Origin of the sequence: Dietzia sp. E1, assembly GCF_014145015.1 — a bacterium.
GTDB classification, from domain to species: Bacteria; Actinomycetota; Actinomycetes; order Mycobacteriales; family Mycobacteriaceae; genus Dietzia; species Dietzia cinnamea_A.
In genome coordinates, this window is record NZ_JAALDU010000499.1 from 1 (window position 1) to 14,353 (window position 14,353).

The following is a 14,353-nucleotide window of genomic DNA, read 5'->3' on the forward strand; positions in this document are numbered from 1 at the left end:
GATCTGTTGACCGGGCGAGGAGAACCGAGGAGTTCATGATGACGGAGGCCTACTTCGAGCCGCTGGGATCCGACGACGGCTGGGAGGTCTTCCGCGCGACCCCGCACACCGTCAGCGCCTGGGGCCCGGACCTGCAGCACGGAGCGCCGCCCTCGGCCATCCTCACCCGCGCCATGGAGCGCCTCGACGCCGGCGGCGACGCACGCATCGCCCGCGTGGCCGTCGATCTGCTGGGGCCCGTCCCGCTCGGTGAACTGCGGACCCGTGCCCGCGTGGCCCGACCGGGCCGCCGGATCCAGCTGCTCGAGTCGGAGCTCGTCGCCGGCGGACGGACCGTCGCGCGGGCGAGTGCGTGGCGACTCGCCACCGGCGACACCACCCACGTCGAGCAGGCGGCCGAGACGCCGCGCGTACTGCCGGACACCGATCACAACGGCGACTTCTTCACCCGCTGGACCAGCGGCTACATCGACTCGCTCGAGATCCGCGGCGCCGAGGACGGCACCGTCTGGGCCCGGCCCACTCTGCCGCTGGTCGCCGGGGAGGAGCCGACGCCCGTCCAGCACGTGATGTGCGTGGCCGACATCGCCAACGGGGTCGGCGCGGTCCTCGAGCCCGCCGAGTGGCGGTTCCTCAACACCGACCTCGTCACGCACCTGCACCGACCGCCCGTCGGACGCTGGATCGGCGTGGCCGCCCGGGCGTCGATCGGGCCGGACGGGGTCGGCGCGACCTCCGGGACGCTGTTCGACGAGAAGGGCGCGATCGGCGACACCCTGCAGGCGCTTCTCGTCGAGCCGGTCTGAACGCCGCCGGCCGGCCCCGCACACGCAGCGCGGGGCCGGCCGGACCGGTTCTCGGGTACGCCGGGGCGGATCAGCCCATGCGGCAGGAACGGATGTCGGTGGCGATGATCGCCTTCGCCCCGGCCTCCGCCAACTCGTCCATGATCGCGTTGACCTTCTTCCGGGGGACCATCGAGCGCACCGCCACCCAGGCCGGGTCGGCCATCGGGGACACGGTCGGCGACTCGATCCCCGGCGTGATCGCCGAGACGGAGTCGAAGATCTCCTTGGGGCAGTCGTAGTCCAGCATCATGTACTGCTGGGCGAAGACGACGCCCTGGAGCCGGGCCCGCATCCGCGCCACCGCCGGGGACGACACGGCGTCGGTGCGACCGATGAGCACTCCCGCCGAGTCGCACAGGACGTCCCCGAACGCCTCGAGGTCGTGCACCTTGAGCGTGCGACCCGATCCGACGACGTCGGCGATGCAGTCGGCCACCCCGAGCTGGATCGAGATCTCCACCGCCCCGTCGAGCCGGATGACCTCGGCCTCGATCCCGCGTTCCCGCAGATCGCGTCGGACGATGTTGGGATAGGAGGTGGCGATCCGGGCGCCGGCGAGACGCTCGGTGGTCCACCCGGCACCGGCCGGGCCGGCGTAGCGGAACGTGGAGTGGCCGAAGCCCAGGTCGAGCAGTTCATCGACCTCGGCCATCGAGTCGGCGGCCAGGTCGCGGCCGGTGATCCCCAGCTCGAGCCGGCCCGACCCGACGTAGACGGCGATGTCCTTGGGGCGGAGGAAGAAGAACTCGACGTCGTTCTCACGGTCGATGAGCGAGAGGTCCTTGCTCCCCTCGGGGCGGCGGCGGTAACCGGCCTCGGAGAGCATCTCGGAGGCGGATTCGGACAGGGCGCCCTTGTTGGGCACTGCGACGCGCAGCATGATGGCGGCTCCGGAGGTTCGGTGCGTGCGGGTGGTGGGCGGGGCGGCGCCTACAGATGTCGGTAGACGTCCTCGAGGGTCAGTCCGCGCTTGAGCATCATGACCTGGGTCCAGTACATGAGCTGGGAGATCTCCTCCGCCAACTCCTCGTCCGACTGGTACTCGGCCGCGATCCAGACCTCTCCGGCCTCCTCGATGACCTTCTTGCCCAGATGGTGGACGCCCTTGTCGAACGCGGCGACGGTGCCGGACCCCTCGGGGCGCGCGGTGATGCGCTCGGAGAGCTCGGCGAACAGGGAGTCGAAGGTCTTCACGCGGCCTATTGTCCCACAGCCGCGCCCACGGGTGACCCCGAGGTGAGCGCGTGGAGCCCCGCGACGTCGACCCCCTCGAGCGTCGAGTGCGTGTGGGCCCCGGCGACGTCGGGCTGACCGTCGGTGGACGGGATGTAGAGGACGCGGCACCCGGCCGCGACCGCCGCGGTGGCCCCGGTGACCGAGTCCTCGACCGCGACCGCCGACCCGGGCTCGACGCCCAGCTCGGCGCAGGCGAGCAGGTACGGGTCCGGCGCTGGTTTACCCTCGGCCACCATGCAGCCGGTCACGACCACGTCGAACCGTGACCTGTCGATGAACTCCAGCGGCACCACGGCGACGTCGGCGGTCGTGTTGGTCACCAGGGCGACCGGGACCCCGGTCGCGGCGATGTCGGCCAGCAGCTCCTCGGCGCCCGGGCGCCACCGCATGTCCGTCCGCATGAGCTCCGTGACCCGGGAGTTGAGGCGGTGCGCGAGACGGTCGAACTCCTCCCCTTCGATCCGGCGTCCGGTGTATTCGCCGAGGATCTCGAAGAACCCGTGCAGGGAGTTGCCCAGTGTCCGCTCGCGGGTCGCCTCGTCCAACGGCCGCCCCATGTGCTCGGCGAGTTCGAAGACGGCGGTGTCCCACAGTCGTTCGGTGTCGACGAGGGTGCCGTCCATGTCGAGACACACGGCGGCCGGGAGCTGGGCGGGAGAGGTGCTGGTCACGGCCTACTGTCTACCCGAACCGGGTGAACCGGGGGTGACGCGCGGCAGCCCGGCGGCGGCCCCGACCGATGGTGACGCGGGGCAGCCCGCCGGCCGGCCCCGCTCTCGTCAACAGTCCTGCGGCGGGACGATGAACCGTTCCGTGTGCGTGGCGGAAGCGAACGGCGCCACCGAGCCGGGCGCCGCCGTGGGCAGGGCGGATTTGCTGGCGGTGATGGTGACCGCGACCCAGCCCCGACCGGTGTGGGTGGCACCGATCCCCACCTCGGGCCCCGTCGACTGCACGGTCTGCGTCCCCCGCGCGTCGGTGTCCAGGTTGTGCCACTCGACCGTCGCCGAGTTGAACGGGAAGAGGGTCGCGGAGAAGTCGAAGGATCCGATCGGCTGGTCGAGATCCCTCGCGTTGGCGGCGATCGCCTGGTGGAATCTGTCATCGCCACCCCGCAGGCAGCTCGGGAAGACGCCGAAGCGGATCGTGTGCTCGCCACCCAACGGGTAGGCCATGCGGACGTCCCACGCGGGTGAGTCGTGCCACACCTGAGCGGAGGCCGCCGGGGCGGCGGCGACGGCCGCTCCCCCGGCGAGGACGACACCCGCCACTGCGAGGGCGGCGGATCTGCGAATGCTGGGCATGACGGTCTCCTTCAGCCGGATGAAGGTGATCTTACCCACCCGGGATCCGGCCGAGCCTTCGTCCGACGGCTCAGACGTTGAAGTACTTCGCCTCCGGGTGGTACAGCACGAACGCGTCCGTCGACTGCTCCGGGTGCAGCTGCAACTCCTCGGACAGGATCACCCCGATGCGCTCGGGCTCGAGCAGGTCCACGACCACCTTGCGGGACTCCAGATCCGGGCAGGCACCGTAGCCGAAGCTGTAGCGGGCTCCCCGGTACTTGAGGTTGAAGTAGTCCTGGATGCTGTCTGGGTCCTCGTCGGAGACCGATCCGTCGGGCAGCGTGAGCTCGTCGCGCACGCGTCGGTGCCAGAACTCCGCCAGCGCCTCCGTGAGCTGCACCGACAGCCCGTGTACCTCGAGGTAGTCCCGGTAGTTGTCCCCGGCGAACAGCTCGTTGGCGAAGTCCGCGATCGGCGAGCCCATCGTCACCAGCTGGAACGGCAGGACGTCCACGGTCCCCTCCGCCTCGCAGCGCTCGCGGGAGGCCACGAAGTCGGGGATCGCCAGGAAGCGGGAGCGCTGCTGGCGCGGGAAGGCGATCTTGTGCAGCACCTCGGCGTCGGGGCGGGGCTCGGCCAGCACCCAGATCTCGTCGCCGACCGAGTACGCCGGGAAGTAGCCGTAGACCACGGCCGAGTGCGACAGGATGCCCTCGGTGGTGAGGCGGTCGATCCAGGCACGCATGCGCGGCCTTCCCTCGGTCTCCACCAGCTCGTCGTAGTCCGGCCCCTCCCCGCTGCGGGTGCCGCGCAGGCCCCACTGCCCGAAGTACAGCGCGCGCTCGTCCAAGTGCCCGAGGTAGTCGGCCACCGGGATGCCCTTGGCGATGCGGGTGCCCCAGAACGGCGGGGTCGCGATCGGCTGGTCCGCGGCGACGTCAGAGCGCTCGGGGATGACCACGGGCTCGGCCTCGGCCGCGCGCTTGGCCGCGATCCGCTCACTGCGGGCACGGCGCTCGCGCCGCTCGGCCGCCTTGGCCGCGGCCTCCGAGGACTGTGCCATCGGCACGCCGGTCCGCTTGGCCGTCATCACCTCGTCCATCAGCCTCAGGCCCTCGAACGCGTCACGCGCGTAGAACACGTCGCCCTGGTACATCCCGGCGAGGTCGACCTCGACATAGGAGCGGGTCAGGGCCGCGCCGCCGAGCAGCACGGGGAACTCACCGGCGATGCCCTCGGAGTTGAGCTCGGCGAGGTTGTCCTTCATCACCACGGTGGACTTCACCAGCAGGCCGGACATGCCGATCACGTCGGCCTTGTGCTCGCGGGCGGCGGAGATGATCTCCGAGATCGGCTGCTTGATGCCGATATTGACCACGTCGTAGCCGTTGTTGGACAAGATGATGTCCACGAGGTTCTTGCCGATGTCGTGCACGTCGCCCTTGACCGTGGCCAGGACGATCCGTCCCTTGCCGTCCTCGTCGCTCGCCTCCATGTGGGGCTCGAGGTGGGCGACCGCCGCCTTCATCGTCTCGGCGGACTGCAGGACGAACGGCAGCTGCATCTGACCGGAGCCGAACAGCTCACCGACCGTCTTCATCCCGCCGAGCAGGTGCTCGTTGATGATCTCCAACGGGGGGATCTCCGCCATCGCGGCGTCGAGATCCTCCTCGAGTCCCTTGCGCTCGCCGTCGACGATCCGCGCGGCCAGGCGCTCCATGAGCGGCATCGCCGCGAGCTCGGCGGCGCGGGCGTCCTTGGCTCCGGCCGCGGAGACGCCCTCGAAGAGCTCCATGAACACCTGCAGCGGGTCGTAGCCCTCCCGGCGACGGTCGTACACCAGGTCCAGGGCCACCTCCCGCTGGCGGTCGTCGATCTTGCTCATGGGCAAGATTTTGGAGCTGTGCGCGATGGCCGAATCGAGACCGGCCTGGACGCACTCGTGCAGGAACACCGAGTTGAGCACCTGGCGGGCGGCCGGGTTGAGGCCGAACGAGATGTTCGACAGACCCAGCGTGGTGTGGATCCGCGGGTGGGCCCCGGTGAGCCGACGGATCGCCTCGATGGTCTCGATGCCGTCGCGGCGGACCTCCTCCTGCCCGGTCGAGATGGGGAAGGTCAGACAGTCGATGATGATGTCCTCCTCCGCCATCCCCCAGTTCCCGGTGAGGTCGGCGATGAGCCGCTCGGCGATCTCGACCTTCCGGTCGGCGGTGCGGGCCTGGCCCTCCTCGTCGATCGTCAGGCCGACGACGGCCGCGCCGTGCCGGGAGACCAGCCGCATGATCCGCTGGAACCGCGAGTCCGGTCCCGCGCCGTCCTCGTAGTTGACCGAGTTGACCGCGCAGCGACCGCCCAGCTTCTCCAGGCCCGCCCTGATGACCTCGGGCTCGGTCGAGTCGAGCATGATCGGCAGCGTCGAGGAGGTGGCCATCCGGCCGGCCAGCTCGGCCATGTCCCCCGAGCCGTCGCGGCCGACGTAGTCGACGCAGAGGTCGACCATCTGGGCGCCGTCACGCATCTGCTCCTTGGCGATGTCCATGCAGGTGTCCCAGTCGGAGGCCAGCATCGCCTCGCGGAACCGCTTGGAACCGTTGGCGTTGGTGCGCTCACCGATCATGATGATGCCGGCGTCCGCGCGCAGCGGCGTGGAGCTGTACAGCGAGGCGACCGCGTTGACGGGCTCCACCGTGCGCTCGGCCTTGGTCCGCGCGCTCACCTGCTCCTTGAGCCGGGTGATGTGCTCGGGCGTGGTGCCGCAGCACCCGCCGACCATCGACAGCCCGAACTCGGAGACGAAGTCGGCCACCTGGGGCGCGAACTCCTCGGCGCCCAGCGGGTAGACGGCGCCGTGCTCCCCCAGCTCCGGCAGGCCGGCGTTGGGCATGACCGACACCGGGATCTCGGCGTGCCGCGACAGGTAGCGCAGGTGCTCGACCATCTCGGCCGGCCCCGTGGCGCAGTTCAGGCCGATCATGTCGATGCCCAGCGGCTGCAGCGCGGTGAGTGCCGCGCCGATGTCCGAACCGAGCAGCATCGTGCCCGTCGTCTCGATGGTGACGTGCGAGATGATCGGCAACCGCCGTCCCGCGGCCGCCATGCCGTCCTGGCACCCGAGGACCGCGGCCTTGACCTGCAGCAGATCCTGGCTCGTCTCGATCAGGTACGCGTCCGCTCCCCCGCGGGCCAGCCCCTCGGCGGCCTTGGAATACGCGTCACGGATGTCCTCGAAGGTGGTCTGCCCCAGCGAGGGCAGTTTGGTCCCGGGCCCGAGCGAACCCAGCACCATCCGCGGGGTCCCGTCCTCGGACGGGCCCATCTCGTCGGCGACCCTGCGCGCGATCGCCGCACCCTTCTCGGCGAGCTCGCCGATCCGGTCGACGATGTCGTAGTCACCCAGGTTGGACAGGTTGCACCCGAAGGTGTTGGTCTCGACCAGGTCGGCTCCGGCCTCGAAGAACGCACGGTGGATCCCCTCCACCACGTCCGGCCGGGTCGCGTTGAGGATCTCGTTACAGCCCTCGAGACCCAGGAAGTCCTCATCCACGTCGAGGTCGACAGCCTGAAGCATCGTGCCCATCGCCCCGTCACCGATCAGTACTCGCCGACGGGCGGCGTCCAACAAGGGCGAATCGAAATCGACAGACATGGGCCCCAGTGTATGGGTGCCTCCGGATCGGAGGTACGTAGGCTGTACTAATGACTGTCGAATGGAGTCCCGACGGGCATCTCGATCTCGAGAACCCGGTGATGATCGTGGCCTTCGAGGGCTGGAACGACGCGGCGGACGTGGCGACCGGCACCATCGAACACCTCGCGCTCAACTGGGAGGCACGCCAGATCGCCGAAGTCGGTGGTGACGAGTTCTTCGACTACCTCGAGCAGCGGCCCGTCGTCCGGTTCGCCGGCGGGGTCTCGCGCTCGGTGGAGTGGCCGCGCATCGTGGTCTCGGCGTGCCGGCCGGACGGCGTCGCCAACGACGTCCTGCTCGTGCGCGGGCCCGAGCCGGCCCTGAAGTGGCGGCGGTTCGCCTCGGAGTTCGTCGACCTCGTGGACACCCTGGGCGTCTCCCAGGTCGTGCTGCTGGGGGCCTACCTCGCCGACGTGCCGCACACCCGCCCGGTGCCGCTCACCGGTGCGGCGTTCAGCCGTCAGCGGATGACGACCATGGGCGTGGCCCCCTCGGACTACGAGGGACCGACCGGGATGTCGGGCGTGCTGCAGCAGCTGCTCACCGAGGCCGGCGTGCCCACCCTGAGCCTGTTCGCGGGCGTGCCCCACTACGTGGCCTCCCCGCCCAACCCGCGCGGGACCGAGGCGATGTTGTCGTGGCTCGCCGAGAACCTCGGGATGGCCGTGCCGATGGACGCGCTCCACGTCCAGGCCCGGACGTGGGCCGAGCGCGTCGACGCCGCGGCGAGCGAGGACGAGGACCTGCGCGACTACATCCGGTCCCTGGAGGACCGGCTGGACGAGGAGTCGGGGGTCACGCCGGGCGTGGACCCTGAGCCCGACCGCGGCCGCGCATCCGGAGGGGAGGCGATGCCACTGGTCGACGGCGAGGCGATCGCCGCCGAGTTCGAGCGCTTCCTGCGGGGTGACCGGGACGAGCCCGACGCCGGCTGACCGGCGTCAGGCGGGGATCGTCGGGATCCCCATCAGGGCGTCCAGTGCGGTCGCGAGGCCGGCCCCGGCGGACGGATCGGAGTCGTCTCCGTCCAGCGTGGCGGACGCCCACGCGTCGACCACCGCGAGCGCTCCGGGCGTGTCGAGGTCGTCCGCGAGGCGCTCACGCAGCTCCGCGATCACGGGTGCCGCGTCCGCGCCGACTCCGCGGGCGATGGCCCGGCACCACAGGTCGTACCGGGTGCGGGCCCGCTCGAGGAGGTCGTCGGACCACGAGCGGTCGACACGGTAGTGCCCGGCGAACAGCCCGAGCCGGATGAGGGCGGGATCCACGCCCCGGTCGCGCAGCGCCTGCACGCGCACGAGGTTGCCGAGCGACTTGCTCATCTTGACGCCGTCGAGGCCGATCATCGCGGCGTGCACGTAGAACCGGGCGAACGGTCGCCGGCCCGCCGCGGCCTCCGCGTGCGCGGCGGAGAACTCGTGGTGCGGGAACGCCAGGTCGCTGCCGCCGCCCTGGATGTCGAACTCCATCCCGAGCCGGTTGCGGGCGATCGCCGAACACTCGATGTGCCACCCCGGTCGGCCCGCTCCCCAGGGGGACGGCCACGACGGCTCGCCGGGCCGTTCGACCCGCCACAGTAGGGCATCCAGCGGGTGTTCCTTGCCGGGCCGGTCCGGGTCGCCACCGCGCTCGGCGAACGCGACCGCCATCTCGTCGTCGTCGTACCCCGACTCGTATCCGAAGTCGGCGGTGGCTCTATGCCGGTAGTACACGTCGGAGTAGCCGTCGACGTCCGGGTCGATCCGGTAGGCGTGGCCGCGGTCGAGCAGCTCGCCGACCATCTCCACCACCTCGTCGATCGTCTCGGTGGCCGCGACGAAGTCGCGCGGCGGTAGCACCCGCAGCGCCTCCATGTCCTCGCGGAACAGGTCGGTCTCCCGGTCTCCCAGCTCTCGCCAGTCGACCCCGTCACGCTCCGCGCGCTCGAACAGCGGGTCGTCGACGTCCGTGGTGTTCTGGACGTAGTGGACCTCGTGACCGGCGTCCAGCAGCTGTCGGTAGACGAGGTCGAACGTCAGGTAGGTCGCCGCGTGACCCAGGTGGGTGGTGTCGTAGGGGGTGATCCCGCAGACGTACATGCCCGCGACCGGGCCGGGCGCCACCTCGCGGACCTCACCCCCGGCCGTGTCGAACAACTTCAGGGGGACGCCGTCGCCGGGGACCGAGGGGACGACAGGCGAAGACCACGAGTGCATGGGGCCGAGTCTAGAGACCGCCCGGTCAGAAGAGCGGCCAGGGTAACGGGTAGCCCGGCCCCGGGACGGGGAACGTCCGACTCGCCAGCAAGGTGTCGACACGCTCGCACAGCGCCGCGATCTCGGCGTCGGACAGCAGGTCGGAGAGGGTGCGCAGCAGCTCCCCACCCGCCTCCAGGCCGCGACGGACGAGCTCGAGGCCCTCGACCTCGTCACCGTCCAGGGGCTGGCCCGCCCACCCCCACAGGACGGTGCGCAGTTTGGGATCGGTGTGGAACGACAGACCGTGATCGATCGCCCACACCACCCCCGCGGCGTCGACCAGGACGTGCCCGCCCTTGCGGTCGGCGTTGTTGACCACGTGGTCGAACACCGCGATCCGGCGCAGCCGGCCGTCGGTGACGTGGGCGACCACCACGTCCTCACCGCGGGAGCCCTCGCCGCGCAGCACCACGGCACGGCCGTGCGGCACCGCGTCGGCCGGGTGGACGTCGACCGGGTCGTGACCGGGTGTGTGCTCCCGGTCGGCCTCCTCGATCCACCGCTGCGCCATGCCCGGCCCGCCCGGGCCGTGGGCCGCGACCGTCTCCGGCACCAGGCCCCAGCCCGACGCCTCGGACACGGCGTAGGCGGCGATCTCGCGCGCCGCGAGACTGCCGTCGGGGAAGTCCATCAGCGGGCGCTCCCCGGCCGACGGCTTGTACACCCAGCTGTCGCCCCGTTCGTCGACGCAGTGGTAGACCGCGTTGCTGCCGGACGGGATCCGGGACAGGACGGTGAGCTCGGGGCTCGCCGGACGGTCGGTCACGGGTCGATGAGGTCGGTGAGCGCCTCCCCCGACCGCGGCAGGTACCCGTTGAGACGGACACACAGGTGACCCGTGGTGTCGATCGGCTCACCGCACAGGGGGCACGGCGCCCGGCCCGCGGAGACCACGCGCTCGCTGCGCAGGACGAACTGGCGGGCTCGCTGGGGGGTGAGGAACACCCGCAGCGCGTCCGGGGCGTCCTCGGCATCCGACAGCACCACCGACTCATCGGTGGCCGACGGGTCCATCGCCAGCAGCTCCACGACGATCTGATTGCGCTCGCCGTCCCAGCCGAGGCCCATGGTGCCGACCTGGAACTCCGCGTCGACCGGCATCTCGAGCGGATCGAGGTCGTCGACGACCCCTCCGGCCGGGGGCACGGGGATGTCGGACTTGGCCGCGATCTCGTCGAGCAGGTCGCCCATCCGCTCGGACAGGATCTGTGCCTGCTGCTTCTCGCAGCGGACGGAGATCGTCCGGCCCGCCTCGGTGGCCTGGACGAAGAAGACGCGCTCGCCCGGCTGGCCGACCGTGCCCACCACGAACCGGGCCGGATCGCGGAACTCGTGCACTGCCCTGCTCATGCCGGTCGTCTCCTCGGGTGCTCGATGGTGGTGCGGATCATCAGGGTACGTTCCCGCCGGGCACCGCGTCCGAGCTGGCGTGGCCGGGCGTGGGCTCACCGACCTGGCCGGCCGGCTCCCCCCGCAGGCTGGCGAGGTCGCCGCCGGTGTCGTTGACCCGGAGGACGAACGGCCGGTGAGGGGTGTAGCGCACGACCGACATCGAGGCGGGCTCGACGACGATCCGCTGGAACTGGTCGAGGTGCATGCCGTACGCGTCGGCGAGCACGGCCTTGATGACGTCACCGTGGCTGCACGCGACCCACAGCACGTCCCGGCCGGCCCGTTCGGCGAGCCGTCGATCGTGCTTGCGGATGGCCGTGACCGACCTGCCGGCCATCCCGGCGAGCGACTCCCCCTCCGGGAAGACCGCGGACGACGGGTGCTGCTGCACCACGGACCACATGTGCTCGGAGGCCAGGTCCTTGAGGGGGCGGCCGGTCCAGGTGCCGTAGTCCACCTCCACGAGGTCCTCCTCGACCTCCGGTTCCACTCCGAACTGTGCAGCGAGCGGCTCGACGGTCTGCCGGCACCGCATCAGAGGGGAGCGGACGACGGCCTCGACCGGCAGGCCCTCCAGCCGCCGGCAGAGGTCCCGCGCCTGGGCGTGACCGGTGTCGTCGAGCCCGACACCCGGGGTGCGGCCGGCCAGGGTGAGGGCTGTGTTGGCGGTGGAGCGGCCGTGCCGGAGCAGGATGACGGTCATACCGGCAGGTTACCGACGGGCCGGCCGGAGCGGTCAGGTCGCGGGGATGGTCCCGGTGCCGAGCAGGATCATCACCAGGGCTCCCAGGAGGATCCGGTAGCCGGCGAACCAGCCCAGCGAATGGTTCTGGACGAACTTCAGGAACCAGGCGATCGCGGCGTAGCCGATGACGAACGCGACGGCCGTGCCGACGAGGAGCTGCCACCCGGTCGCGGCCTGGCCGGCGCCGGGGTCGAACGCGTCGGGCAGGCTGAAGAGCCCGGAGGCGAGCACGGCGGGGATCGCGAGGAGGAATGAGAACCGGGCCGCGGCCTCGCGCGACATGTTGAGGAAGAGACCGGCCGAGATGGTGCCCCCCGAGCGGCTGACGCCGGGGATGAGGGCCAGACACTGGGCCAGGCCCATGACGATCGCGTCCTTCATCGACAGTCCCTCGAGCGACTTCGCGTCGACCGGTCGGTCCTGCCTGCCGAACCTCTCGGCGGCCAGGAACACGAACGAGAACACGATGAGCACGATCGCGGTGATCCACAGGTTGCGGGCGGCGTCCCGGATGAAGTCCTTGCCGACGAACCCGATGATCGCGATCGGGATCGACCCCACGATGACGAACCACCCGAGCCGGTAGTCCGGGTCGTCCCGTCGGGCGGAGTCGATCACGCCACGGAACCACGCCACCAGGATGCGGACGATGTCCTTGAAGAAGAAGACCAGGACGGCCAGTTCGGTGCCGAGCTGGACGACGGCGGTGAACGAGGCGCCGGCGTCCTCGCCGAAGAACCACGTCGAGAAGATCCTCAGGTGTCCGGACGAGGACACGGGCAGGAATTCGGTGAGTCCCTGGAGAACGGACAGGACGACGACCTGGAGCCAGGACATCCCCTCCGCGCCCTGGGCGAGGACCGATGTGTTCACGTGTGCGGTTTCCTCTCGGCTGCCGGCGGCTCGGACGCGGTCGCGTCACGGCACGCCGCGAGAGTAGTCGCCCGGACCTGGCCGGGGACCCCGGACCCGCGTGGTGGACAATGGCGGGCAGTCGAAAGGAACACCGTGCACCGACGTGTCCTCCGCCGTTCCGGCGTGCCCGCCGCCCTCATCGCTCTCGCGATCGGCCTGACCGCCTGCTCCTCGCCCACGAGCGAGCTCGAGGAGCAGGACCTCGTCGCGCAGGGTAATGCGGCCCCCGCCGAATCCCCGCAGGTCTCCGACCCGACGGGGGGCGAGACCATCCCGGTGCCCGGGTCGGTCCGCGCCCTGGTCGCCACGGGCGACCGTGTGGCCGCGCAGGTCGAGAACCCGCCGTCGCTCGAGCTGGGCCGGGTCGACGGCACCAGCTGGAGCGCGGAGGACTCCGTGCCCCTGCCGGCCGGGGCCGGGACCGCCTCCGCCGCGCACGACGGGACCGTGCTGGTCCCCCACGGCGACGGGGTCGTGCTGGTCTCCCCCGACGGCGGGGTGCGTGAACTGGCCGGCCTCGGGCCCGTCTCGGCCGCCGCCCTCACCCTCGACGGGCGCCTGTTGACGGGAACCCCCGACGGCGAGATCGTCGTGCGCGACGCCGACGGCGCGGAGCAGCACCGCATCGACGGGTTGACGTCGGTCGACGAGATCAGCGTCTCCGGCGACGGGTCCGTCACCGCCCTGAGCCGACCGGACACCGTGATCGCCAGCATCGACCTCGAGGCGGACCACGCCGGGCCGCTCCTGCGCGCGGGCAAGGGCGCGGGGCTCCTCGACGAGCTGGGGGAAGGCTCCGTGATCGCCAGTGACACCGTCGGCGGCACGCTGCTCGTCTACTCCACCTCGCCCGTCCGGCTGCATCAGCAGTTCCCCGTCGCCCCGGCCCCGTGGGCGGTGGCCGAGGACCCGACCCGGCAGGTCGTGTGGGTCGCCTCCACGGGAACGAACACCATCCAGGCGTACGATCTCGGCGACGGCGTGGGGATCTTGCGGGCGGACATCCCGACGGTCCGCCAGCCGGATTCCCTGGCGGTCACGGAGTCCGGCACCGTGGTGGTCGGGTCCGCCGACGGCGCAGGGCTGCACCTCCTCCGTCCGACCCTCACCGAGCCGGCGAGCTGATCGCACCGACGACCCACGTCCCATCGAGGAGGACCGTGTACGCACTGCTCAAGAAGGTGCTGTTCCGCTTTCCCGCGGAGCGGATCCACCACCTGGTGTTCGGCCTGCTCAAGCTGCTGACCCTGGTGCCGCCCCTGGGCGCCGTCGTGCGGCGGGTCCTGGGCGTGCGCGACCCCGTGCTCGCCCAGGAGGTCCTCGGTCGCACCTTCCCCGGCCCGCTGGGCCTCGCGGCCGGGTTCGACAAGAACGCCGCCGCCGTCGACTCGTGGGGCGCCATCGGATTCGGTTTCAGCGAGGTCGGCACGGTGACCGCGTCGCCCCAGCCGGGCAACCCGGCCCCGCGTCTGTTCCGGCTCGTCGAGGACCGCGCGATCCTCAACCGGATGGGCTTCAACAACCACGGCGCCGGCAACGCGGCCAACAACCTCCGCCGGCGCCGCAGCAGCGATCCCGTGGGGATCAACATAGGTAAGACCAAGGTGGTGCCGGCGGAGGACGCGGTCCGCGACTACGTGGCTTCGGCGACGATGCTCACCGGCCTGGCCGACTACCTCGTCGTCAACGTCAGTTCCCCCAACACCCCCGGCCTGCGTGACCTGCAGGCCGTCGAGTCGCTGCGCCCGATCCTCGCCGCGGTCCGGGACGTGGCGACGATCCCCGTGCTCGTCAAGATCGCGCCCGACCTGGACGACGCCGACATCGACGCGGTCACCGACCTGGTGCTCGACCTGGGGCTGGCCGGCATCGTCGCCACCAACACCACCATCTCGCGGGACGGCCTGCGTACCCCCGCCGCGCACGTCGAGGCCCTGGGGGCGGGCGGCATCTCCGGCGCGCCGGTGGCCGCGCGCTCGCGCGAGGTGCTCGCCCGGATCCAC

14 protein-coding genes are annotated in these 14,353 nt (G+C 71.2%); 4 read left to right on the forward strand and 10 right to left on the reverse strand.

What is annotated here, in order from left to right; translation table 11 throughout:
- The coding region (locus G6030_RS14555; protein WP_347238676.1) for a thioesterase family protein at nt 1–806 on the forward strand (806 nt) is incomplete at its 5' end.
- Nucleotides 807–876: 70 nt separating this feature from the next.
- Here G6030_RS14555 and hisG read toward each other — a convergent pair.
- The 5 genes from hisG to metH form a co-directional block, all read right to left on the reverse strand.
- Nucleotides 877–1,728: an ATP phosphoribosyltransferase gene (hisG, locus tag G6030_RS14560; RefSeq protein ID WP_007629272.1), complete on the reverse strand. Its 852-nt coding sequence runs from the start codon at nt 1,726–1,728 to the stop codon at nt 877–879.
- 50 nt (nt 1,729–1,778) lie between these two features.
- Nucleotides 1,779–2,042: a phosphoribosyl-ATP diphosphatase gene (locus tag G6030_RS14565; protein ID WP_007629271.1), complete on the reverse strand. Its 264-nt coding sequence runs from the start codon at nt 2,040–2,042 to the stop codon at nt 1,779–1,781.
- A gap of 5 nt (nt 2,043–2,047) precedes the next feature.
- On the reverse strand, nt 2,048–2,755 hold the full coding sequence (locus G6030_RS14570; protein WP_182643606.1) for an HAD-IA family hydrolase: 708 nt from the start codon (nt 2,753–2,755) through the stop codon (nt 2,048–2,050).
- A gap of 108 nt (nt 2,756–2,863) precedes the next feature.
- Nucleotides 2,864–3,388 (reverse strand): hypothetical protein, encoded by a 525-nt coding sequence (locus G6030_RS14575; protein WP_187701858.1) that lies wholly within the window; start codon nt 3,386–3,388, stop codon nt 2,864–2,866.
- 70 nt (nt 3,389–3,458) lie between these two features.
- Nucleotides 3,459–7,019, reverse strand: a complete 3,561-nt coding sequence (gene metH, locus G6030_RS14580; protein WP_182643608.1) for a methionine synthase — start codon at nt 7,017–7,019, stop codon at nt 3,459–3,461.
- Between the two features lie 50 nt (nt 7,020–7,069).
- Here metH and G6030_RS14585 point away from each other — a divergent pair, with 50 nt between their 5' ends.
- Nucleotides 7,070–7,996, forward strand: coding sequence for a PAC2 family protein (locus G6030_RS14585; RefSeq protein WP_182643609.1), 927 nt, complete (start codon nt 7,070–7,072; stop codon nt 7,994–7,996).
- Between the two features lie 6 nt (nt 7,997–8,002).
- Here G6030_RS14585 and mshC read toward each other — a convergent pair whose 3' ends face one another.
- Genes mshC through G6030_RS14610 form a run of 5 tightly spaced genes read right to left on the reverse strand, consistent with a single transcriptional unit; the run spans nt 8,003 to nt 12,272 of the window.
- Nucleotides 8,003–9,256 (reverse strand): cysteine--1-D-myo-inosityl 2-amino-2-deoxy-alpha-D-glucopyranoside ligase, encoded by a 1,254-nt coding sequence (mshC, locus tag G6030_RS14590; RefSeq protein ID WP_182643610.1) that lies wholly within the window; start codon nt 9,254–9,256, stop codon nt 8,003–8,005.
- Between the two features lie 25 nt (nt 9,257–9,281).
- Nucleotides 9,282–10,064 carry an SCO1664 family protein gene (locus G6030_RS14595; protein WP_182643611.1) on the reverse strand — a complete coding sequence of 261 codons (783 nt, stop codon included), beginning with the start codon at nt 10,062–10,064 and terminating at the stop codon, nt 9,282–9,284.
- The gene (locus tag G6030_RS14600; protein ID WP_043567251.1) at nt 10,061–10,648 is read right to left on the reverse strand and encodes a DUF3090 domain-containing protein; all 588 of its coding nucleotides are present in this window, start codon (nt 10,646–10,648) and stop codon (nt 10,061–10,063) included. The genes G6030_RS14595 and G6030_RS14600 overlap by 4 nt, the downstream gene beginning before the upstream one ends.
- A 40-nt stretch (nt 10,649–10,688) precedes the next feature.
- Nucleotides 10,689–11,393 carry a histidine phosphatase family protein gene (locus G6030_RS14605; protein ID WP_182643612.1) on the reverse strand — a complete coding sequence of 235 codons (705 nt, stop codon included), beginning with the start codon at nt 11,391–11,393 and terminating at the stop codon, nt 10,689–10,691.
- A 33-nt stretch (nt 11,394–11,426) separates the two neighbouring features.
- Nucleotides 11,427–12,272, reverse strand: coding sequence for an undecaprenyl-diphosphate phosphatase (locus tag G6030_RS14610; protein WP_081470520.1), 846 nt, complete (start codon nt 12,270–12,272; stop codon nt 11,427–11,429).
- A gap of 171 nt (nt 12,273–12,443) precedes the next feature.
- Between G6030_RS14610 and G6030_RS14615 the strand changes: the two genes are divergently transcribed.
- Nucleotides 12,444–13,475, forward strand: coding sequence for a hypothetical protein (locus G6030_RS14615; RefSeq protein ID WP_182643613.1), 1,032 nt, complete (start codon nt 12,444–12,446; stop codon nt 13,473–13,475).
- A gap of 35 nt (nt 13,476–13,510) precedes the next feature.
- Nucleotides 13,511–14,353, forward strand: an 843-nt coding sequence (locus G6030_RS14620) for a quinone-dependent dihydroorotate dehydrogenase (RefSeq protein ID WP_182643614.1), incomplete at its 3' end; no start/stop codon positions are given.